22 protein-coding genes and 2 pseudogenes are annotated in these 19677 nt (G+C 64.4%); 17 read left to right on the plus strand and 7 right to left on the minus strand.

Features of this window, described 5'->3' with window-relative positions; genetic code table 11:
* Positions 1 to 125: 125 nt before the first annotated feature.
* A complete protein-coding gene (locus tag AB0L63_RS24680; protein WP_364505092.1) occupies positions 126 to 545 on the minus strand; it encodes a contact-dependent growth inhibition system immunity protein in 420 nt (139 codons plus the stop codon).
* Between the two features lie 226 nt (positions 546 to 771).
* Positions 772 to 1134, minus strand: a complete 363-nt coding sequence (locus tag AB0L63_RS24685; RefSeq protein WP_364505094.1) for a MerR family transcriptional regulator — start codon at positions 1132 to 1134, stop codon at positions 772 to 774.
* 67 nt (positions 1135 to 1201) lie between these two features.
* Between AB0L63_RS24685 and AB0L63_RS24690 the strand changes: the two genes are divergently transcribed.
* The 7 genes from AB0L63_RS24690 to AB0L63_RS24720 all read left to right on the plus strand — a co-directional run bounded on the left by AB0L63_RS24690 (position 1202) and on the right by AB0L63_RS24720 (position 7859).
* Positions 1202 to 2002: an alpha/beta fold hydrolase gene (locus AB0L63_RS24690; protein WP_364505096.1), complete on the plus strand. Its 801-nt coding sequence runs from the start codon at positions 1202 to 1204 to the stop codon at positions 2000 to 2002.
* Positions 2003 to 2007: 5 nt separating this feature from the next.
* A complete protein-coding gene (locus AB0L63_RS24695; RefSeq protein WP_364505098.1) occupies positions 2008 to 3234 on the plus strand; it encodes an MFS transporter in 1227 nt (408 codons plus the stop codon).
* A 644-nt stretch (positions 3235 to 3878) separates the two neighbouring features.
* Entirely contained in the window at positions 3879 to 4649 is a 771-nt protein-coding gene (locus AB0L63_RS24700) for a hypothetical protein (protein ID WP_364505100.1), read from the plus strand.
* 267 nt (positions 4650 to 4916) lie between these two features.
* Entirely contained in the window at positions 4917 to 5198 is a 282-nt protein-coding gene (locus AB0L63_RS24705; protein WP_364505102.1) for a hypothetical protein, read from the plus strand.
* A 562-nt stretch (positions 5199 to 5760) separates the two neighbouring features.
* Positions 5761 to 6144, plus strand: a complete 384-nt coding sequence (locus AB0L63_RS24710) for a VOC family protein (protein WP_364505104.1) — start codon at positions 5761 to 5763, stop codon at positions 6142 to 6144.
* A 580-nt stretch (positions 6145 to 6724) separates the two neighbouring features.
* Positions 6725 to 6922 carry a hypothetical protein gene (locus tag AB0L63_RS24715; protein ID WP_364505106.1) on the plus strand — a complete coding sequence of 66 codons (198 nt, stop codon included), beginning with the start codon at positions 6725 to 6727 and terminating at the stop codon, positions 6920 to 6922.
* Between the two features lie 340 nt (positions 6923 to 7262).
* A complete protein-coding gene (locus AB0L63_RS24720; RefSeq protein ID WP_364505108.1) occupies positions 7263 to 7859 on the plus strand; it encodes an MBL fold metallo-hydrolase in 597 nt (198 codons plus the stop codon).
* A gap of 282 nt (positions 7860 to 8141) precedes the next feature.
* On the opposite strand, the gene AB0L63_RS24725 is transcribed toward AB0L63_RS24720, so the two are convergent.
* Positions 8142 to 8945, minus strand: coding sequence for an SAM-dependent methyltransferase (locus tag AB0L63_RS24725; protein WP_364505110.1), 804 nt, complete (start codon positions 8943 to 8945; stop codon positions 8142 to 8144).
* A 373-nt stretch (positions 8946 to 9318) separates the two neighbouring features.
* On the opposite strand from AB0L63_RS24725, the gene AB0L63_RS24730 reads away from it, so the two are divergent.
* Positions 9319 to 9687: a transposase gene (locus tag AB0L63_RS24730; RefSeq protein ID WP_364505112.1), complete on the plus strand. Its 369-nt coding sequence runs from the start codon at positions 9319 to 9321 to the stop codon at positions 9685 to 9687.
* A gap of 508 nt (positions 9688 to 10195) precedes the next feature.
* On the opposite strand, the gene AB0L63_RS24735 is transcribed toward AB0L63_RS24730, so the two are convergent.
* Positions 10196 to 10504, minus strand: a complete 309-nt coding sequence (locus AB0L63_RS24735) for a hypothetical protein (protein WP_364505114.1) — start codon at positions 10502 to 10504, stop codon at positions 10196 to 10198.
* 321 nt (positions 10505 to 10825) lie between these two features.
* Here AB0L63_RS24735 and AB0L63_RS24740 point away from each other — a divergent pair, with 321 nt between their 5' ends.
* Both AB0L63_RS24740 and AB0L63_RS24745 read left to right on the plus strand, forming a co-directional pair.
* On the plus strand, positions 10826 to 11716 hold the full coding sequence (locus tag AB0L63_RS24740) for a class I SAM-dependent methyltransferase (protein WP_364505117.1): 891 nt from the start codon (positions 10826 to 10828) through the stop codon (positions 11714 to 11716).
* 596 nt (positions 11717 to 12312) lie between these two features.
* Positions 12313 to 12756 carry a phage tail protein gene (locus tag AB0L63_RS24745; protein ID WP_364505119.1) on the plus strand — a complete coding sequence of 148 codons (444 nt, stop codon included), beginning with the start codon at positions 12313 to 12315 and terminating at the stop codon, positions 12754 to 12756.
* Between the two features lie 209 nt (positions 12757 to 12965).
* Here the strand turns inward: AB0L63_RS24745 and AB0L63_RS24750 are convergent, their stop codons facing one another.
* Positions 12966 to 13838, minus strand: a complete 873-nt coding sequence (locus tag AB0L63_RS24750) for a helix-turn-helix transcriptional regulator (protein ID WP_364505121.1) — start codon at positions 13836 to 13838, stop codon at positions 12966 to 12968.
* A gap of 162 nt (positions 13839 to 14000) precedes the next feature.
* Between AB0L63_RS24750 and AB0L63_RS24755 the strand changes: the two genes are divergently transcribed.
* Positions 14001 to 14294: a hypothetical protein gene (locus tag AB0L63_RS24755; protein ID WP_364505123.1), complete on the plus strand. Its 294-nt coding sequence runs from the start codon at positions 14001 to 14003 to the stop codon at positions 14292 to 14294.
* Positions 14291 to 14548 (plus strand): hypothetical protein, encoded by a 258-nt coding sequence (locus AB0L63_RS24760; protein ID WP_364505125.1) that lies wholly within the window; start codon positions 14291 to 14293, stop codon positions 14546 to 14548. Before AB0L63_RS24755 ends, AB0L63_RS24760 begins: the two co-directional genes overlap by 4 nt.
* A gap of 169 nt (positions 14549 to 14717) precedes the next feature.
* On the opposite strand, the pseudogene AB0L63_RS24765 reads toward AB0L63_RS24760, so the two are convergent.
* Positions 14718 to 14945, minus strand: a pseudogene (locus AB0L63_RS24765) (DUF3830 family protein); the annotation flags it as partial.
* Positions 14946 to 14962: 17 nt separating this feature from the next.
* Positions 14963 to 16210 carry an aminotransferase class III-fold pyridoxal phosphate-dependent enzyme gene (locus AB0L63_RS24770; RefSeq protein ID WP_364505127.1) on the minus strand — a complete coding sequence of 416 codons (1248 nt, stop codon included), beginning with the start codon at positions 16208 to 16210 and terminating at the stop codon, positions 14963 to 14965.
* 168 nt (positions 16211 to 16378) lie between these two features.
* Between AB0L63_RS24770 and AB0L63_RS24775 the strand changes: the two are divergent.
* The 5 genes and pseudogenes from AB0L63_RS24775 to ehuA form a co-directional block, all read left to right on the plus strand.
* Positions 16379 to 16606 (plus strand): annotated as a pseudogene (locus AB0L63_RS24775) (aldehyde dehydrogenase family protein); the annotation flags it as partial.
* Positions 16603 to 17490 (plus strand): ectoine/hydroxyectoine ABC transporter substrate-binding protein EhuB, encoded by an 888-nt coding sequence (gene ehuB / locus AB0L63_RS24780; RefSeq protein WP_364505129.1) that lies wholly within the window; start codon positions 16603 to 16605, stop codon positions 17488 to 17490. The pseudogene AB0L63_RS24775 and the gene ehuB, both read left to right, overlap by 4 nt.
* A 4-nt stretch (positions 17491 to 17494) precedes the next feature.
* On the plus strand, positions 17495 to 18220 hold the full coding sequence (locus AB0L63_RS24785; protein ID WP_364505131.1) for an amino acid ABC transporter permease: 726 nt from the start codon (positions 17495 to 17497) through the stop codon (positions 18218 to 18220).
* Positions 18220 to 18888, plus strand: a complete 669-nt coding sequence (gene ehuD / locus AB0L63_RS24790; protein WP_364505133.1) for an ectoine/hydroxyectoine ABC transporter permease subunit EhuD — start codon at positions 18220 to 18222, stop codon at positions 18886 to 18888. The genes AB0L63_RS24785 and ehuD overlap by 1 nt, the downstream gene beginning before the upstream one ends.
* Before the next feature lie 4 nt (positions 18889 to 18892).
* Positions 18893 to 19657, plus strand: coding sequence for an ectoine/hydroxyectoine ABC transporter ATP-binding protein EhuA (gene ehuA, locus AB0L63_RS24795; protein ID WP_364505370.1), 765 nt, complete (start codon positions 18893 to 18895; stop codon positions 19655 to 19657).
* The last annotated feature ends 20 nt before the right edge of the window (positions 19658 to 19677 follow it).

A 19677-nucleotide genomic window follows, 5' to 3' on the forward strand; every position in this document is an offset into this window, starting at 1 on the left:
AGGTCGTCACCGGCGAAGGCGACGTCGATATCCGAAGAAGTACCCATGCTCCACGATGCACGGAACACCACCCGAACTTGCTCGGGTCGCGGCATGTCAGTGCGTTCGATTTCGCTCGAACCGCACTAGTTCGATAGGAATTCACGGATCAAGTGGCGAAGCTCTGGAATCTGAGCTCCATCCAGCTCCGTGGCCATGGCATCCACCCGCTGGGCTACGCGCCGCGCTTTGTCCAACAGGCCGACATGACTCGACCACTGGTCATGGCGAAGCCGGAGAGTGGCAACCAGGAGGTCGCCAGGGAAGAAGTCGCCCGCAGCCAGCGGATCCTCCTCCAGCAAGTCAAGTATGCGAGGCAGAATCGCGACGGTTCCGACGCTCTGCGACACCATGAGTCGAAGGTCTTCAACACTGAGTTCCCCGACCGGGATCCGACGCAGTTGGTGAACTCTCCGGATTACGTAGGTTGCATCCGAGGCTGGCTCAGGCCAGCCAACGCCCTCGATGTGTTCCACCGATTGCTGATCCGCTGCGTTGTCAGGCATTTGGCCACCGTAACCAACGCCAGCACGTCTGCGTTCTGCACACGGTCATCGGCATGTCAGTTCGTTCGGCGGGCCGAGATGATCTCGGCCCGTTGATCTTCCCGGCGTCATCCTGGACGGTTTGAACCGCGCTCAACGCGGCTGATGAGCGGATACGCCCGGCGTATCGGGGTTCCGGTAGTTAATCGCGGGCAGCCGGGCAACCCGTGTGCCAGGGCGGATCTTCTCAGGCGGAATCCGAGGATGACTCACCCTCGAGAAACGAGGCCACCGCTGCGTGGTGGCTGCTGAGGGTTTCCAGGTTGGATTCGATCCGCTGCAAGGTTGTTTGCATGGCTGCGACGATGTTGGGGCACAGTTCGAGCTGTGGGCGCGAGCCGCTGGCACAGGGCAGCAGTTGTGCGACGGTTTGCGAGTTGAATCCGGCGTCGAGCAGTGCCCGGATCTGGCGGACTCGAACCAGACACGCCTCGTTGTAGTCGCGGTAGCCGTTGCCGGTTCGTTCGGACGCGAGCAGGCCTTGCTCCTCGTAATAGCGCAATGCGCGCGTCGTCGTGCCCGAGCGGCGGGCGAGTTCACCGATCCGCATGCAGCGCCCTTCGTGGTCCGGAGTTCGTCTTGACCTTCACGCCAACGTCAACGCTTAGCTTCGTCACATGATTTCCGATGCACAGCGTCAGCAGTTGTTGGATCAGGTAGACGTCGTCGACAGCGGTACCGGTCCGGTGGTCGGCCTCGCCCACGGCGCCGGTGGTGGTGTCCGCGAGAACTTCGCACCACTCATCGACACCATTGCGGATCGGCGTTTCGTGGGACCGTACTATCCCGGCGCCGGCAAAACACCCCAAGCGACCGCGCCGCTGTCGATCGACGAACTCGCCGACACCGTGGTCGCGGCCGCCTTGGAGGCTGGCGCCGAACGATTTCCGATCGTCGGGCTTTCGCTGGGTGCTGCCGTCGCCGTGACCGCAGCCACCCGGCATCCCGACCACGTCAGCGCGCTGGTCCTCACTGTCGGGCTGGTGTATCCGGACGCGCAGGCACGTGCACTGGTCCGGGTGTGGCGGCATCTGGCCGAGCGCGGCGATTTCGACACCTTGGCCGAGTTGCTCTTCTACGCCAACTCACCTGGAACGCTCACAAGTGCGTCCGAGGACGAGCACGCGGCGGCGGTCAGGCAGATCCGCGCCGGCTACCCCGTCGGCGGCGCCGATCATGTAGAGCTGGTGAGCCGCACCGATATTCGGCCGCTGCTTTCCGCTGTCGATGTGCCCACCCTCGTCGTTGTGAGTGGCGAGGACCGGGTCGTGCTGCCGGATACCGTTCGTCAGTTGGCTTCCGGCATCGCCGGTGCCGAGCTGATCGAATACCCGTCGGCCGGGCATATTTTCACGCCCGCGGAAGCTGGGCCGTGGGTTGCGCAGGTGTCTGCCTTCCTGGACCGCCTGCCGCGATGACGCAAATGGCCGCAGCGCAAACGACCACGGCCGGCGCACTGTACGGACGATTGGCGGTGCTGGGCCTGGCACTGTTCGTGTACCTGACCGCCGAGCTGTTCCCGATCGGTGCATTGAACGATCTCGCCATGGGATTGCACGTGGCCCCCGCCACGGCCGGCCTCCTGCTCACCGCGTACGCGATCGCGGCCGGGGCGGCGACGCTGCCCGCGGTGTGGGCTTGTCGGCAGTTGGACCCGCGCCGCGTCCTCACTGTATCCCTTGTGCTGCTGGCCCTCTCGCAGGTCGCATTCGGCGTGGCTCCGAACTTCACGGTGGCGGCACTGGCACGCGGCGTGGCGGCGATCGCACACGGCCTGGTGTGGTCGCAGATCCCCGTGGTAGCGGCACGGTACGCACCGGACGGAATGCGCGGCCGGGCGACCGCGGCCATCTTCGCTGGCTCCTCGCTGGGCCTGATCGCTGGTGCGCCGATCGTTACCGGCCTGGCACACGGACTGGGTTGGCGCGCAGCCTCACTCGCGCTCGCTGGTGCGGCGGGCGCCACCGCGGTCCTGCTGCGAGCCGCGTTACCCGCAACACCCCCACCACCGCGCGAGGTACGCACCCGCGACACCTTCAGTCTCGGACCAGTTCTCATAGTCTGCCTCGTAACGACCGCACTGGTCGTCGGCCACTACGTGAGCTACACCTACCTCACACTGCTGATCGCGCCGGTTGGGTTGAGCGGATCGCTGCTGGTGGTCGTTCTGGCCGGGTACGGCATTGCGGGCTTATTCGGTGTAACTCTCGTCGGACGCGCACTCGATACCCATCCGCGTCGCACTGCTCTCATCGTGGCCACGATGCTGACATGCGCGGTGACGGCGCTCGGTATCACGCACCTCGGCTGGGTCGTCTTCCTCCTCGTCATGCTGTGGGGCGCCGCCGCGGCGGCCTTGCCGGTAATCCTGCAACACGCCGTCCTACGCACAGCTCCGGACGCCCCGGACATTCCGTCCGCCGCCTACGTCGTGTCCTACCAACTCGGCATCACCGGCGGCTCCGCACTCGGAGCCGCCCTGCTGAGCCACACCTCGGCCGCATCCCTGCCCTTGTGGTCTGGCATCGCGCTGGCCGCCGGAACCATCCTGATCATCACTTCACCAGCTGTTTTCGGACCTCGACAGCCCTCTCGCACGCATCGCGTGCCCAGCCGGGGCAGTACACAAGCCAGCAGAAACCGCTGCTGAACAACACGATCTGTGGCATTTCAGTCCGGGTGTTCGGCATGTACGCGCGGCCAGTCGCGGGTCGTTGGTTCGGCCTGACGCCTTAACCTCGCACACGGACACGCCCCCGGAACAGATGCACCATCTTGCGGTAAATCGCCAGGTCGAAGACAACGAAGCGTTCAATGTCCTGGAATCGGCAGAAGCGGATGTTCGCCAACCGCGCGCCCAGCGGCAATAGCGTGCATTCTAAAACCGCCGAAGACCTCTCCTGTATTTGAGATACCCGCTTTCTCGGAGAGCTCCGCGATTGCCAGTGGTGGGAAGTTGGTCGAGGCTCGGATGCCTAGTCTCGGGATGGACCGCGCCAGTCCCATCGTCATCGAAATCGAATACCTCCGGGTACGTCGAGAGGTTGTTGTGTGACTCGTACTACTCCGCCACGTCCGGTTGATCTCGTGACCGTCTTTCCCGAGTTGGCACCACTGGCCCGCACCGCGACTCGCCTGCATCCGCGTCCGGGAACACCATCGGTGCGCGACAGTTCGATCGGGGGGCCACTGTTGTGGCCGGCAGACGAGCCATGGCCGCACTGCAGTGCCGAGGACCACGAAGCAGTACGGGTACCGAGAGTCTCTGTGGCGGACGTCAGGCTGAAGCGGCGGATGCGCGAAGCGAAAGACAGCGAGCGCAGGGACTACACCACAGAGGAGTGGAACATCCTTCGCCGGATGGAGAATCGCCCGGCGCCCGGCGGTCCGATCGCGATGCTGCCAGTCGCGCAGCTGTACGCCCGCGACGTGCCCGGTCTGAATCCGCCCGAGGGAGCTGATCTGCTGCAAGTGTTGTGGTGCCCCAACGAGCACGGCGACTGTCTGCCCAAGACCGCGCTTTTCTGGCGGTCGGCGGCGGCGATATCCGACGTCCTGGTGGATCCTCCGGAATCGGCGGAGTGTCAGGAGGACCTGGTGCCCGAACCGTGCATGATCGATCCGGAACAGGTGATCGACTACCCGAACTCGGGGGAGCTCGAGGGGGAGCTTCAGCGACGAGTGGTCGAGTGGACAATGGACCAGATTCCCGGCGTCGAGTTCGGTGGTCTCGGTTACGACGATCAGCCGTACGACTTCTTGTGTCTCGCGCCCGGATGGAAGATCGGCGGCTGGATCGACTGGAATATGCAAGACCCGTATCCGACCCCCTGCCCGACCTGCGGCACCCCGACCGAGCCGCTGCTGACGATCGCCAGCGACGAGTGGCAATTCGACATCCACCACTGGATCCCGTACGAGGACCAGGCCGCCAACATCTCGTGGGGGTCTGTGCAAGGCGGCCCGAGCATGCCGACCCAGATCTGTGTCTCCGACGTCAACAACCAGATCATCCGAATCTGCCCGACATCACATGAGCACCCGCACATCCAGATGATGCAATAACCCAGTTACCCGACGAACGATCACTTCCACGGCCGTCGCACAACCGCTCATCGGCAATAGCGGACGTTCTGCACCGCACCAGATTCCGGGCGCCGGTGCCCCGCGCTGGCCGGTTCGGTCAGCGCGGTATGCGGCTACTCAAGACTGGTGGTAGGACTGATCCCCGGCCAGGATCAGTCCCAGGTACCCGGTGGGAAGCTCTCCAATCGGCTGCCCGCCAGCAGTATCGGTGTGGCTCGCTAATGGCTTGCGTCCCAACGGGTTACCGTGCAAGTGTGGCTGGAAAGGGGTCTGCTCTGGCTCGAAGTAGCGCACCGGCTGGTCCCCGACGGGGAGACCGTCATCGACGTGCCCGCGAAACTGTCGGCGCAGGTGCGGGTGTTCGCCACCGGCAACGGCCGCAAAACCGACCCGGTCGACGCGCATTCTGTCGCGCTGGCGGCGTTGCGGTCACCGAATCTGCGTCGTGTACAGGCTGACCCGGAGCTGGTCGCGTTGGGTCTGCGCCCGGGGTCAATAGCGTCGCTAGAATTCGTATCAGCGCTATGATCAAAGGCGTCATCGCCTCGCCGATCCGGCATCTGGTGGCCAGTAGTAGATCCAGGAGGTCGGCGATGCCGTTGATGACGGCGCGCTCATCGGCACCTGGCCCACCCCGATTGGACGAGCCAACCTCGGATGGATCTGCGGCGGCCGGACCCTGCCATCGGCACCGCTGTGACGCAAGCCGGGCGGACGGCATCGGACAGACCGATACCGGCGGACATCGAACGCCGAGTCGGGCGACAGTCCCGAGCAACCGAGTCCAACAGAACCCCGGTCAAGTCTGCCCCGGAGCAGACGTTCGATAGTCGGCAGATGCGGACGTTCGTGAGATCGACTGCTGGCCAATGACTGTGCGCGGCCGAACACGCGGATCGTCGAATTACCGTGCGTTCGTTGGTCACATCGGTCCGATTCCGCAGCGACCATGAACATCTCGACCCCGCCCGCCGGTTATCGACAATGCCGATGCCCGGAACTTCGTTCTGCGACACCACTATCGGCGTATCTAGTCCTCCGGAACACGGCCCACTTACGATTTTCGGGTTGTCTACCTACACTGACAGGCATGGCATGCCGCATCAGTGAGCTGGTTATCGACGCCGCCGACCCCGACCGGCTCGCCGCATTTTGGAGCAAGGTCCTCGGCTACGTCGAACTCGGCCGAGAGGACGACGGAAGCATCGAGATCGGGCCGGCCGACGCCGGCTTCGGGGGCCCGCAGCCCACCCTCATCCTCATCCCCAGCAGCGACCCGCGGACCGGGAAGCTCCGACTGCACATCGACGTCAACCCCACCGACCGCGACCAGGACGCCGAGCTGGAGCGGCTGCTCGCTCTCGGCGCCAAGCCCGTCGACGTCGGCCAGACCGGCAGTGACAACTGGCACGTCCTGGCCGACCCAGAAGGCAACGAATTTTGCCTCCTGCACGCCCGGCTCCAGCCCCTCTGACCACGTGCTTCCTGGTGGTCGCCGCTCGGCGGTTCGAGTGGGGCCGGGGGTTTGCTCGTCGTCGCGGGAATCGGTGGCAGGCGCACGATAATCGGCAGAAGCCGATCCGCTGCTGTGCGCGGCCGGCGCTTGCGGCAGCTTCATTTCTTCTTGTTCGTTCTGGTCGGCTCGTCGGGGCCTGTGGTTCCGCGGGCGATGATTTCGATGATCGTTTGTGCTGCCTAGTTCTTCAGGTCGCCCGACAGATGGTCGAGAAGGCGCGTGCCCATGGCTAGGCTGTGACCGGAAATGACACCCTGTCCTCGGATCGGCGCGTCGGCTGGACCGTAAACATGATGCGGCGGTCCGCGCTGACCGTTACCGTCAAGTCCATGCAGCGTCGACCTGGTCGTATCGAATGTGCGGGCGCTGAGACACGGCGTCGGCCAGGACGACGATGCCGAACTCGGAGCGACGGCCTCGACCGCGCAGGTCGCGCTGGTCATGCGCAGATAACCCGAAAGTAGCTACATGGTGCCGGTTCCACCGAGTAGCCTACGATTCCATGAGCGCATGCGAGGTTTGCGGTAACGAATACGCTATGCCGATCGTCGTCGAGGCTCAGGGAATGCGGCATGTCTTCGACTGCTTCGAATGTGCGATCCACCGCATGGCACCTATCTGCGAGCATTGCGACTGCAAGATCATCGGCCACGGTGTGGAGGCAGATGGTCGATTCTTCTGCTGCGTGCACTGCGCCGTGTCCGAGGGTGCCAAAGGCTTGGTCGACCACGTGTGAGGGCGGTGTCGTCCCGGGACCGAGGGGTCTTCTCGTCCTTCTCGGCGATGTCCGACGTGATTCGGCTTTGGGCATCGGCGCGAGTATCCGCCTCACCTACTCCGCTGTCCGGCGATAGCGGCCTTCGCCTCTCCGGCAACTGGCAGAGGCGTAGTGGTCAGGCGGAACCGACGTCCGGTCTTCGTAATGGTTTTTGGACTGCTTGGATGCCGGCAATCGCTGGAATGGCGGTGTATTCGTCCCGTGCAAGTGCGGCTCACCATCCGGGGCCAAGTAACTCCACATACGCGACCGCATCGATGCTTTTCCTCAGAGCATGAGGTAGGAAGCGGTCAGTCGTATGGAGTTCAAGCTGCTCGGTGTCGGCGCGATGAACTCGCCGCGATACCGTCCGGCTGGGCTGCTGCTGTGCTCGTCCGGGCGGCGGATCATGTTCGACGGCGGTCCCGGTGCCGAGCCAGGCGGTCGTATCGATGCCTGGCTGATTACCGACAACCGTGCCGAGCTCATCGGGCAGATACGCCGCCTTGCGCGGGCTTACGACACCGAACCTGCAGTCGGTTCCTACTGTGATCGAGCACTGCGGGTCGACCTATGCCCGGTCGTGCACACCAGTCACCCCACCTATGGCTACCTCATCTCACGCGGTAGCCGTCGGGTGGCGTGGGCGCCCGAGTTCTGGCAGTTCCCAGAGTGGGTGGCTGGTACGGACCTGATGTTCGCCGATGCTGCCGGATGGGCTCGACCGATTCGTTTCGCGCGCAACGTCGGGGGGCACGCCGCCGTCGGCGACACCGCCCGCCTTGCCCGGGAAAATGGTGTTCGACGACTGGTGCTCGCTCACATCGGCCGCCCGTCGATCCGTGCCATCGACCGTGGCGCAGTCCCGGAATTCGGCGAGTGGGGAGTCCAAGGCCGAACCTACCGCCTCCGCTGACGAAACAACGCCCAGGACCTTCGTAGTCATCGGCAGAAACCTGCTGACTTCGCCGCGAAATCCTCTGCGAGGCAATCACATCCCAGCCAACACGACCCACGCGAATGGCAGCCCGTGTCGGGTCCACCGGAGATCCGTCCGCTTCTCGGCAGCTGGTGGTCGGAAGCCGACGCAGGGAGTAGCCGAGTTCAACGCCGAAGGTCTGCTACGAGGTTGGCTGCGTGCCGTGCTGTCGACTCCAATGCCTCGTCCTGGGGCGGTCTCCGGGGTGCGAGGGTTGTATTACTTGCGCGCAACGCCCGCGTAGGCGGACACTTGCGCGTCCATTTTCTTCGGGGGTGCGACACCGTCCGGGTGCCAGCGGTGCGGCACCTCTACACCGGGATCGATCAGCTCTAGTCCCTGGAAGAACCGCATGAATTCGTCTCGGCTTCGGACTTGGCATGGCAAGCCGCTGCGGCGGTAGATGTCGACCACGGTGGCTATTGCCGTCGGATCGAAGTCTGGCGTGACGTGTGTCATCACTAGATACGAGCCAGGAGCGAGCCCGTCCATCAGAGCATCGACGATTCCGTAGGGATCCTGTTCGTCGGGGACGAAATGCATCAGGGCGTTGAGACTGAGCGCGACCGGTTGGGACAGGTCGAGTGTCTCGAGCAATCCTGGTGCGTTGAGGATCTTTTCGGGTGTCGTGACGTCGGCGGAGACGTAGTTGGTACGCCCCTCTGGTGAGCTGATCATCAATGCCCTGGCGTGGACGAGCACGATCGGATCGTGGTCGACGTAGACGACTCGCGCGTCAGGCGCGACCTGTTGGGCCACCTGATGCAGATTCGGCTCGGTCGGGATACCGGTTCCGATATCGAGGAATTGCCGAATGCCCGTGTTTGCCAGGAACCGTGTCACGCGGTGTATGAAAGCCCTGTTCTTCTGCGCGGCTACCCGCACTCCTGGCCAGATGGCCACGACCTGTTCAGCCGCTTCCTCGTCCGCGCTGTAATGGTCCTTGCCGCCGAGGTAGTAGTCATACATTCGGGCGGTGTGGGGCTGATTCTGCCGCAGGTCGACGGGGGAGCCGGGTTCCACGGTCGGAGTCCTTTCGTAGTCGAGGCAACATCAAGGTAGCAAGCGGGCGGTATGCGGGCGTGTCGTTTCAACCTTGTTGGGGCGGTTGCACTTTGCGGCCCACTACAAGCGTGTGAGCATGCCGATCACTGCCACGCAAGTCTACTGGGCGCCTTGGATCTGGCCTCTACTGCCGGACCCGAGATCGCAAGCGCTGGACCGAGTTTCGAGCCCTTCCGCAGTCACTGCGCCAGCGCTGTCCGGGTGAGAAGTTGTCTGCGATCGTCGATAACTAGACCCTGCACAGACGCCGCGAGGCGCTTGGTCGGCGTGTGCGTCGATCCGCTGGCCCGACAGATGGTCACCAGCCGCGGGTTCCAGAAACACACCGCCGTTGGTAGATAGTCTGATTGACCTGCCGATCGAGCGTGAGGACGAGAAGCTGAGTGCGGCAGCGGTTTTCGGTGCGGACAAGTTGCGAGAGCTGGCGAAGCAGGCCCGCGCAGTGGGCCTGCAGTTGACCAGCGAAGGCAGCCTGCTTGGCCGGTTGACAAAGCTGCGAATCGTGGCCGAACGGCAGTGGCGGCTGACCGAGATCGAGGACAAGGTGATCTCGTTGTCGGCCAAGGGCATGACCACCGGGGACATCAGAGCTCACCGGCGTGAAGTGCATGGGGCGAAGGTGTCGAAGGCGACGATCTCGGCGAGCACCGACCGGGTACTCGAGGCGATGGCCGACTGGCAGTCACGTCCGCTGGACTAGGCGTTCATCCATTGCATCCACGTCAAGATCCGGGAGGACAACGTCGCCACCGATCCGATCTACGTCGCGCTGGCGGTCAACCGGTGAGGGCTGCCGCGAGGTGCTCGGGCTGTGGGTCGGCGAGCACGGTGACGGTGCGGGTCAACCCCGCGGGCGGTCGGCGCGGCAGGCGCGCTGAGAGGGGCGCGCGTCTCGCGGCACTGCCGCCACGACGGGTTGCGTTTCGAACTCACCCGGAGAATTTTCGTCCGTCCGGCGAGTTGTCCGAACGGCACGAAACCCGGTGTTCGAGGAAGCTCCAGGCGCACAGCGCGGAGAGCTATCTCGTTGGCAGGCAAACGGAATCGTCGGTTCACCCGCCGCGGCTACTCGACACTGCGAATGGCCGATTTGATCATGGCAAATTCACTGCAATAGCGCGCACTCGCCGATGCTCGGCGTAGCGGCACAAAAAGAAATCCGGCCCCGGGGGGTGACATGGAGGAAGCGGTGATCTACCGAGCCTGAATCAGGCGGCGGGCTTGGGCTGGGTCAGGTTCTTGATGCCAGTGACCGAATTGATGATGTTGAGGATGGCGGAGGTGCCGCCATCGAGGGCAGAACTACCGGAGTCGAGCGTGGCGGAACCGGTGGACGAGCCAGCCGAACCCGAGGATGAGCCAGCCGAACCCGAGGATGAGCCGGTGCCAGCCGAACCCGAGGCCAGGCCCGCGGAGCCGGTGGCGGGGGAGTTTGCGGCTGAGGCCGCCGCGACCGGGCCGACGAACAGGGCAGCAGCGGAGAGGGTGGCGACGGCAAGGACCTTGCGAGAGAACATGTTCGGAGCTTCCTTTCACAGATGGATAACGACGCCATCACGGCGCGCACCACAGATGTTATGAAGTAGAGATCTGCAAATCTACATTTCTCATTGTGGTATTAATCACCGTTAATAATGGGCTAACGATATATTTTGTCCAGATGACATAATTTGATCTTCATCTCCGATGCGAATTCCATGATCAAATTCGGTTGATCTTTTCGATGGTGACGGTATGGCGGGACGCACTTCGCTGGCATCCCGCATCGAAGCGGCCAGATGTGGAGGTTTGCTCGCGGTGCCGTGATTTCCCGAGGTCCGGCGAGTACGTTGGCGATCATGCGTACCGAGGGAGATAGCTGGGACATCAATACCAGCGTCGGTTCGACCGCGATGTTCGTCGCCGCGGCCCGGGCCCTGGCCGGTCGGCGGCCCGGCGCGCTGGCCGTCGACCCGCTCGCCGAGGTCTTCGTGCGCGCCGGTGGCGGAGAGTGGGCGGCATTGCTGGACGGCGAGCTGTCGGGCCATCCGCTGTCGCAACCCGGATTCGGCCAGGATTTCCAGCAGCATCAGCTCGCCAGGACCAAGTATTTCGACGACTATTTCCGGGCCGCGACGGCCGCCGGGTTACGGCAGGTGGTGATCCTGGCCGCCGGTCTGGACGCCCGCGCGTACCGGCTGTCCTGGCCCGACGGCACTGTGCTGTTCGAACTCGACCGCCCGCAGGTGCTGGAGTTCAAGCGCGAAACACTGTCGGCTCACGGCGACAAGCCGCGCATCGACCGCCGCGAGGTGCCGGTGGATCTGCGCGCGGATTGGCCGACGGCCTTGCGGGCGCATGGCTTCGATCCAGCGACGCCGACTGCCTGGCTGGCCGAGGGCCTGCTGATCTACCTGACCGCGGACGCCCAGGATCGGCTGTTCGAGACCATCGACTCGCTCAGCGCTTCGGGCAGCTGGGCGGCCGTCGAGCAGCTGGACCAGCTGCCGGCCGAGGCCGTGGCGGCGATGACAGAGCACTCCGACAACAACGCCGGCGCCGAGTGGTTCAGCCTGATCTACAACGATCCGCGCACCGACACCGCCGAGTGGTTCGCTGCCCACGGCTGGACCGCCGACCGCATCGGACTGCGCGACTACCTGCGTGCCCATGGGCAGCCGGAGTCGAGTGTGGACCCGAACGAGGGCCCGTCCGGTCTGACCAGCCTGGTCACCGCGGTTCGCCCCTAGCGGGCCGTCGGACCAGCTCGCTAGTGGCCGCGCGCCATCACTCTCTGCCGGGATGGCCCGCCGACGGTGGACAGGGCGGTGGTCCAGTCGGCGACGATGGTGTCCTGCCTCGGTCCGCCGTCTGTGTGCTCGCCACCAACCCGACCGACCTGACCTCATGACCGCCGACAGTGCACCGACCAGCCGCACCGACCACATCCGACTCGCGGGCTGTCGCAGACCTCGTCCCGCACTTGATGCTGGCCGGGCACACACCCGCCGACGCTGAGCAGGCCCTCGCCGGGGCGCGATCGGCGTACCTCCCTGTGGGTCGATCGCGGTGTTGCACCTGCGGTTGCGGTCGTCGCACCGGACAGTGCGCCAGCCAGGAGTCTCGACGAGACGCCAGCGTTGCACATGGCTGTGCCACTTATCGGTATCTGCTGCGGGCTGCCACAGATCGCCGCATCATGGGTGATGTGGGTATATAGCCCCACGTGTTCCAGCCGAGTTCGTTGTGTTCTCCATGACGTAGACGATGGCGCGAGAGTATGCACAGGTCTCGTTACCTCGGGTAACGAGGATTGTGCCGCGCCCCGACAGGCAAGGAGATTCCCATGGCTATCGGCGACACAATCAGCGGTTCCACCTTCGTTGTCGATCTGGGAAAGCTCGAGGTGGAAACTGTTCAGCAGGTGTGTGGGCTATCGTTCGGGATGGATACGGTCGAGATCAAAGAAGTGACTCGCGCTGGTGAGGTGCTCGTCAGGAGACAAGCGGGTTCTCGCCGCGGTGGGGAGATCACGATCACTCGCGGGGTGGATCGGAGCCAGGTGTTCACCGACTGGATCCAGAAGACCATGACCAAGCGAGATATGGATGATGTTCGCGAAGACATCACGTTGATGGTGCTGGACCCGGATAAGAAGCCGGTCAAGCGGGTTCACCTGTCGCGCGCATGGGCGTCGGGTTGGCACAGAGATGCGCTGGATGGCGCGAACGAGCCGGTGAATGAAGCGGTGACAATCGCCTACGAGGACATCGTGGTCGAGGACGCCTGAATAGCGCGCGGACCGAGCCGAAGGTGGTCCACGAGCAGCTGGCGAGGGCCGGGGTGGGTAACGGCGCACCGCCCTCGCCAGCTGTCGGCGGGTGGATGGCCGGGGCGTACTGTTTCGGATCGCCGCCCGCTGGTCCGGCCCCGCCAGGCCGTGCGCACTACGTGCCGCTCATGTCCGGGTCGATCCGACGCAGTGCGGAGGCCAGCCACTCACTCGCGCGATGCTCGGTTGGCATCGCGGCCAGTCCGTGTTTCGCCTCCTCGACTGCTTCGGCCGTGTGACCGAGCAGAGCCAGAACACCGCCGCGTTGCACCGCCGCGAATCCGGTGCTCCACCAATACATCGATGCGGGGTTCGATGCCGTCGGCTGCTTCCGCCGCTGAGTCGGCCATGGCCAGTGCGCGCTGTGCTTCGCGTCTATCCCCATGCGCGGCAAGCAGTTCAGCTCGCCGCATTCGCCCATAGGCGCTGATGATGGGGTGCGCTCCCGGTACCGCCAAAGCGGCGTCCGATAGGGCGACGACATCGCCGTAATTCCCCGCGCTCACCGTCACGTAGCCGAGGAAGCCCAGGCTGTGTGCGAGCCGGTCCGGGTCGCGGGACTCCTTCGCCAGGCTCACGGCGGTGCCGAGGCTACGCCGTGCGGCAACGTCAGCCCCGATCGCGTGCTCCAGCCAGCCCCGGTATTGCGTTACCTCCGACGCGAGCGCCGTCGCCTCGGTGTGCGGCGTGCGCGCCGCACGGGCAAATGCGTCGGTCATGGCAGACATGCCCCGCACTGCCGGAAGTACCGCCACGGCCCCGGCGGCGTCCTCGACTCGGCGGGTGGCCGCCAACATCACTGCCACGTCGGACAGCGCAGTGGTGTCGACGCTGGTCGGAGTTCGCGCCACTACCGTCAGCCGCTCCAAGTCCGTGCCCAGGATCCTCTCGTAGGCGGCGGAGACACCGGCAGGTACCGGACGCTGGCCGGTCTCGATCAGCGACAGGTACGCCTTGCTGTAGTAGCTTCGCTCGGCCATCGCGCGCAACGAGATACCCGCCGTCTCGCGAGCAGCACGCAGCAGCGCACCCGGTTCCATAGCTCCAGCCTAACGGGCTGGTGGGGCTGTGGACGCCTGTGACCAGCGAAATCCTGTGCGGCACAGCTCTTGCCTCATAGCCTCGATCCAGCCCCGCCGCCGGGTCGACTGAGTTCCCCGGTGGTGGGAGCTCGCCAACGGCAGGGGACGAAGGGTAGGGAAATGTACGCACTCGGATGGATTGATCCGTGTTCGCCGACACCGGAATGGGATTCGGCTCAGGTGCATCGCTTGGCGCGGCGGTTGGGGTACCCGCTGTCCTGGGCTGACCCGAGTTCGGTGCTGGGGCTGGCCGAACAGGTCGAGTCGTCGGGTGCGGATGTGGTGTTGCTGCCGTCGTCCGCGCATGTGGACGCCGTGACGCTGGATCGCGTGATGGCCGTTGCCGATGTCGAATGTGCCGCGCCACGGAAGTCGTTCGGCCGCTGGTCGCCGATGCGTGGAGTGCGCCGGTGAGCGCGGCGCAAGTTGGGCTCGTGTTCGTGATCGGGCTGCCGCTCGCGGTGATCGTCGCAATGATCTTCTGGCCGTCCGGATATGACGAGTGCGACGGCCCTTCGCCGGACCTGCCTGACCATCATGTTGGATGGCCGATTCTGTATCAGCCCAGCCAGTCGCGCTGGGCCGATGCATGGCTTATGTTGTGGCACAACATGATCGGCGGCAGCAATCGCGCCCGAGTCGGAGGAAGTGGTAACGGCTCGGGATGAAGTCGCGAAGGGGATGGGCCGGTGGGACGGCGAGATGTCAGGTCGCCTGTTCGCCGATGCTGTACTGGTGGCGTAGGCGCTGGACCGCGTCGTCCATGTGTTCGACCAGCAGAGTCCGAGCGCGGCGTACTGGTCCCGAGCCGATCGCGTCGCGCGGTTCGACGTGCTCTTCGCCCGGAATGGGGGTGACGGTCGGGTTCTCCCGATGCGGTGCCGCCACGATCCGGGGCAGCAGGGTGTACACCTCGTTGCGGGCGTATTTGGCGTGGAATGCGTCGCCCTCCTGCGGCAGCGCATCCCACACCGCGGCGCAGGTCCGCGGCGCTTCCGCGTCGAGCAGTCGGGCTCGGCAGGTCACGCCCGCCTTGGTCAGGGTGATCGAGATGTAGCGGGCCATCGGTTCTCCCCTTCTGGTCACCCAGCGAGTTCGGTGAGCACGGTCGACCAGATCGCGAGCGCGTCGTCGATCTGGGCGTCGGTCACGATCAGCGGCGGGATCATCCGCACCACGTTCATATAGGCACCGCAGGTGAGCAGCAGCAGCCCCTTCTCGACCGCGAGCCGCTGTACCGCGATGGCCGTCGCGGTATCGGGTTCGCCTGTGGCGGTGGTGAATTCGGCACCACAGAGTAATCCGAGACCGCGCACATCACCGATCGCCTTGGTTGCGTTGTCGCGCAGTCCGGTCAGCAGTTGTCCGCCGCGTGCGGCGGCGTTGGCCACCAGCCCCTCCGATTCGATGACCTCGAGTGTGGCGACCGCCGCCGCGCAGGCCACCGCATTGCCGCCATAGGTGCCGCCCTGCGAGCCCGGCCAGGCCTTGGCCATCAGCTCGCGCGGCGCAGCGATTCCGGATAGCGGGAATCCGCTGGCCAGGCCCTTCGCCATGGTGATGATATCGGGGCGGACGCCGAAGTGCTGATGTCCGAAGAACTTTCCGGTCCGGCCGAAGCCGGTCTGGATCTCGTCGAAGACAAGCAGAATGCCGTGCCGGTCCGCGCGTTCGCGCAGCCCGCGGAAGAACGCCGTGTTGCCGGGGACGTAGCCGCCCTCGCCGAGCATCGGTTCGACCACGAATGCGGCGGTTTCGGCGGGGGAGGTGATGGTGGCGAAGAGGTAATCGAGTTCGCGCAGTGCGAAGTCGGTGGCTTCGGCCTCGGTCCAGCCGTAGCGGAATGCGGTGGGAAACGGTGCCACGTGCACACCGGACATCAGCGGGCTGAATCCGGCGGAGAAGCGGGTGCCCGAGGTCGTCATGGTCGCCGCCGCGACGGTGCGACCGTGGAATCCGCCGTGGAAGACAACGATATTCGGCCGTCCGGTGGCCTGACGGGCCAAGCGCAGCGCGGCCTCGACCGCCTCGCTGCCGGAGTTGGCGAAGAACAGCGTGTCCAGGCCCTCGGGCAGCACCGTGCCGAGGCGTTCGGTGAGTTCGAGCAGCGGCCGGTGCATGACGGTGGTGAATTGGCCGTGGATCAGCTTGGCGACCTGGGCCTGGGCCGCCGCGACCACGTGCGGGTGGCAGTGACCGGTGCTGGTTACGCCGATGCCTGCGGTGAAGTCGAGATAGCGGCGGCCGTCGGTGTCATAGAGGTAGCAGCCCGATCCATGGTCGACGGTTACCGGGGTGGCTTGTTTGAGAACGGGAGATAGCTCGGTCATGATCCGCCTCCAGAACGCGTATCCACGGTCTGTCTATTGTCGGATTGTTGACAATATGCATAACATGGCCGTGGGGTTCGCAGCAATGGCCGAAGGCTGCTTCGGGAACGAACAGGAGCCCATATGCTCACCGAAACCGTCCTGACCGCCGCGCCGTGATCGACATTCTTCACCGAAAATCTGCGGCGCGGATTACGAGTGTGTGAAGCATTGGAAACCGGAATGGTCGGGCTGAATCAGGGAGTAGTGTCCAATCCCGCCGCGCCCTTCGGCGGCGTGAATCGCGCAACGCTGGACCGGTATCGTCATGTGACCGCAAAGAATTCGGCAGGGCCATCGCAAAGTTCATCCGCGACCATGGGGCAACTCGTGTGTCTGCGGAAGGACGGGTCATGAAGTTCGAATTCGGGGGTGCGCGCGGTCGATTGCGTCGCGCCATGGCCGCCGCGGTGGCCGCGGCCAGCCTCGTGGTGGTAGCGGGCTGTGGACTGGGCGGCGATGATGCGGCGGCGGTGACCTACGAGGATGCGAAATCCTCGGGCAAAATCAAGGTCGGCTTCGCCAATGAGGCGCCGTGGGCATTCCTCGGTGCGGACGGCCAGCTGACCGGATATGCGCCGACCATCGCCCGCGCGGTATTGAAACGACTGGGCATCAATGAAATCCACGGCGTGGTCACCGATTTCGACGGACTGATCGACGGCGTTCGCGCCAAGAACTACGCATTCGTCGCAGCGGGCATGTTCATCAACCCCAAGCGATGTGAGAGCTCGGCATTCGCCACTCCCGACTACCAAGTCGGTTCGGCATTCCTTGTGCCGGAAGGTAATCCACGCGGTATCAACCGGTTCGAGGACATCACCCGGGAGAACGTGAGGATAGCTACGCTGGGCGGCGCGGTCGAGAACGGCTATGCGCGATCCGCCGGTGTGCCATCCCAACTGATCGAGCCGATGGCCAAGCAGGACGACATCCTGCGCGCGGTGCGCAATAAGGACGTCTACGGCGCGGCAATGCTGGATGTCACCGCCGGATGGCTGGTGAAGAACAATCCGGACGCCAAGCTGGCGGTGGGACCGTCCTTCCGCTTCGGCACCAGGCCGGATGTCGGCACCTTCAACTTCCGTATCGGCGACGACAAGTTCCGCGAGGACTTCAATCGCGAACTGCGCGCACTGCACGAAAGCGGTGAATGGTTGAAGCTGGTGGAGCCGTTCGGCCTGACCGAGGCGAACGAGGCGGATCCGGCGGCCACGGCCGAGCAGTACTGTACGGCTTGACCTCGTGTCGTCACATTTCTCGACCTACCTCGAGCGGGTACTCCAGGGTCTGCCCTGCACGCTGTGGGCGGCGGTCGGCGGCATCGTGCTGACCGTCGTGCTGTCCTTTGTCGCCGGGATCGCCATGTTGTCGCCGTATCTGCCGGTGCGGTTCGTCACCCGCATCTATGTGGAGGGGTTCCGGGGCAGCTCGGAGGTGGTGCAGCTGTTCTTCTTCGCGGTGGCGATTCCGATCTTCTTCGGGGTATCGCTGGGGGCAACGGCGAAGGGGCTGCTGGTCATCGGCATTATCGTGCTCGGTCTCAACCACGGTGCCTATGGCGCCGAAATCGTCCGGGGTGCGATCGGATCCGTGCCGCAGGCACAGCTCGAGGCCGCGATCGCGCTGAATCTGTCACCGGCGCAACGCATGTGGCGAGTCATGCTGCCGCAGGCCGTGGTGGAGATGCTGCCCTCGTTCAACAATCTGTTCATCCAACTCGTGAAAGCCACTGCGCTGCTGAGCTTTATCGCGGTTCCGGAGGTATTCAAGAAGGCCGATGAACTGCGTGCGGTGCCCGCATTCTCCCGCGAACTCGGTCTGATCTATGCGATCCAGTTGGTCGTGTACCTGCTCATAGCGGTGGTCGTCACGGTGATCATGCGGGTGCTGGAGCTGATGGCGGCCCGGCGGGTCGGGCGGCGGCCGCAGCGATCGAGCAGCCGACTTTCGGCACATGTGGGGGTCTGATGGAGAAATGGCGGTGGGATCGCTTCTTCGACGCCTTTCCCTTCATTTGGGATGGGCTGCTCGTCACGATCCAGTACACCCTGCTCGGATCGCTGGTCGCCTACATACTCGGTCTGATTTTAGCGGTGATCCGGCGGCTGCGGATTCCGGTGGTCGATCAGCTGCTGTGGGCATTCATCGAATTCATCCGCAGTACACCGCTTTTGGTGCAGATCTTCTTTCTCTACTGGGTGGTGCGTCCGGATCTGCTCGGCGGGCTTTCCATCGACACCCAGCGTCTGGTGGTCGGTGTGACGGCACTCGGCGTGCACTATGCCTGCTACACCTCGGAGGTGTTCCGCGCGGGCATCGACGCGGTACCCGCGGCGCAATGGGAGGCGGCCACCGCACTGAATCTGCCGCGCACGCGCACTTGGGTCGATGTGATTCTTCCGCAGGCCGTGCCGCGTGTGCTGCCCGCGCTCGGTAACTACACGATCGCCATGTTCAAAGAGGTGCCGCTGCTGTCCTCGATCGTCATCCTCGACATGGTCTATCAGGTCAAAACCGAGTACGCGGCCGATACCGGTGGCGCGGGACCCGAGGCCTGGTTCGCGGCCGGTCTGACCTTCCTCGCGCTGAGCTATCCGTGCTCGATCCTGGTACGAAAGTTGGAACGACGTGTCTGAACCGATGATCCGATTCACCGCTGTGGAAAAGCGCTACGGCGCTACGATGTGCCTGGACGAACTCGGTTTCGTCATTGCGCCAGGCGAATTCGTCAGCTTGATCGGGCCGTCCGGCTCCGGCAAGACCACGATTCTGCGTCTGCTCATGGGACTCGAACGGATAGACGCGGGCACCATCGAGGTCGGTGGCGAACTGCTCAGCCACCAGCGGCGCGGCGACAAACTGGTGCCCGCCGGTACGACCCACCTGCGCCGGATGCGACGCAAAATCGGTATGGTCTTCCAGCAGTTCAATCTGTTCCCGAATATGACCGTGCTGCGCAATGTCACCGAAGGTCCGATCCGCGGTCTCGGTCAGTCCAAGGACAACGCCGAGGAGCGGGCGCGAAAGTTGCTCGAACTGGTCGGGCTCACCGACAAAATCGACGCCCGTCCCGCACACCTGTCCGGCGGCCAACAGCAGCGAGTCGCCATTGCCAGGGCGCTGGCCATGGAGCCGGAAGTGCTGCTGCTCGATGAGGTGACTTCGGCGCTCGACCCCGAGCTGGTGACCGGAGTGCTGCATCTGCTGGCGGATATCGCGGCCGATACCGAGATCACGTTTCTCTGCGTAACTCACGAAATGCGGTTCGCCCGAAAGGTCTCCGATCGCGTGCTGATGTTCGACGCCGGGCGGGTGCTCGAGGACGGTGACCCCGAACAGATCTTCACCGCTCCCAGCCACGATCGGACGCGCGAATTCTTACACGCGGTATTGGATGAAAACTGAGAGCCGATCTTCCACAATCT

Source organism: Nocardia sp. NPDC051990, from assembly GCF_040680755.1.
Lineage (GTDB): Bacteria > Actinomycetota > Actinomycetes > Mycobacteriales > Mycobacteriaceae > Nocardia.

Bases quoted from the DNA above. Each gene is read 5' to 3' on its own strand.
- AB0L63_RS24680 (WP_364505092.1), bottom strand. From the start codon at position 545: ATGCCTGACAACGCAGCGGATCAGCAATCGGTGGAACACATCGAGGGC.
- AB0L63_RS24685 (WP_364505094.1), bottom strand. From the start codon at position 1,134: ATGCGGATCGGTGAACTCGCCCGCCGCTCGGGCACGACGACGCGCGCA.
- AB0L63_RS24690 (WP_364505096.1), top strand. From the start codon at position 1,202: ATGATTTCCGATGCACAGCGTCAGCAGTTGTTGGATCAGGTAGACGTC.
- AB0L63_RS24695 (WP_364505098.1), top strand. From the start codon at position 2,008: ATGGCCGCAGCGCAAACGACCACGGCCGGCGCACTGTACGGACGATTG.
- AB0L63_RS24700 (WP_364505100.1), top strand. From the start codon at position 3,879: ATGCGCGAAGCGAAAGACAGCGAGCGCAGGGACTACACCACAGAGGAG.
- AB0L63_RS24710 (WP_364505104.1), top strand. From the start codon at position 5,761: ATGGCATGCCGCATCAGTGAGCTGGTTATCGACGCCGCCGACCCCGAC.
- AB0L63_RS24715 (WP_364505106.1), top strand. From the start codon at position 6,725: ATGCCGATCGTCGTCGAGGCTCAGGGAATGCGGCATGTCTTCGACTGC.
- AB0L63_RS24720 (WP_364505108.1), top strand. From the start codon at position 7,263: ATGGAGTTCAAGCTGCTCGGTGTCGGCGCGATGAACTCGCCGCGATAC.
- AB0L63_RS24735 (WP_364505114.1), bottom strand. From the start codon at position 10,504: ATGTTCTCTCGCAAGGTCCTTGCCGTCGCCACCCTCTCCGCTGCTGCC.
- AB0L63_RS24740 (WP_364505117.1), top strand. From the start codon at position 10,826: ATGCGTACCGAGGGAGATAGCTGGGACATCAATACCAGCGTCGGTTCG.
- AB0L63_RS24745 (WP_364505119.1), top strand. From the start codon at position 12,313: ATGGCTATCGGCGACACAATCAGCGGTTCCACCTTCGTTGTCGATCTG.
- AB0L63_RS24750 (WP_364505121.1), bottom strand. From the start codon at position 13,838: ATGGAACCGGGTGCGCTGCTGCGTGCTGCTCGCGAGACGGCGGGTATC.
- AB0L63_RS24755 (WP_364505123.1), top strand. From the start codon at position 14,001: ATGTACGCACTCGGATGGATTGATCCGTGTTCGCCGACACCGGAATGG.
- AB0L63_RS24770 (WP_364505127.1), bottom strand. From the start codon at position 16,210: ATGACCGAGCTATCTCCCGTTCTCAAACAAGCCACCCCGGTAACCGTC.
- ehuB (WP_364505129.1), top strand. From the start codon at position 16,603: ATGAAGTTCGAATTCGGGGGTGCGCGCGGTCGATTGCGTCGCGCCATG.
- ehuD (WP_364505133.1), top strand. From the start codon at position 18,220: ATGGAGAAATGGCGGTGGGATCGCTTCTTCGACGCCTTTCCCTTCATT.
- ehuA (WP_364505370.1), top strand. From the start codon at position 18,893: ATGATCCGATTCACCGCTGTGGAAAAGCGCTACGGCGCTACGATGTGC.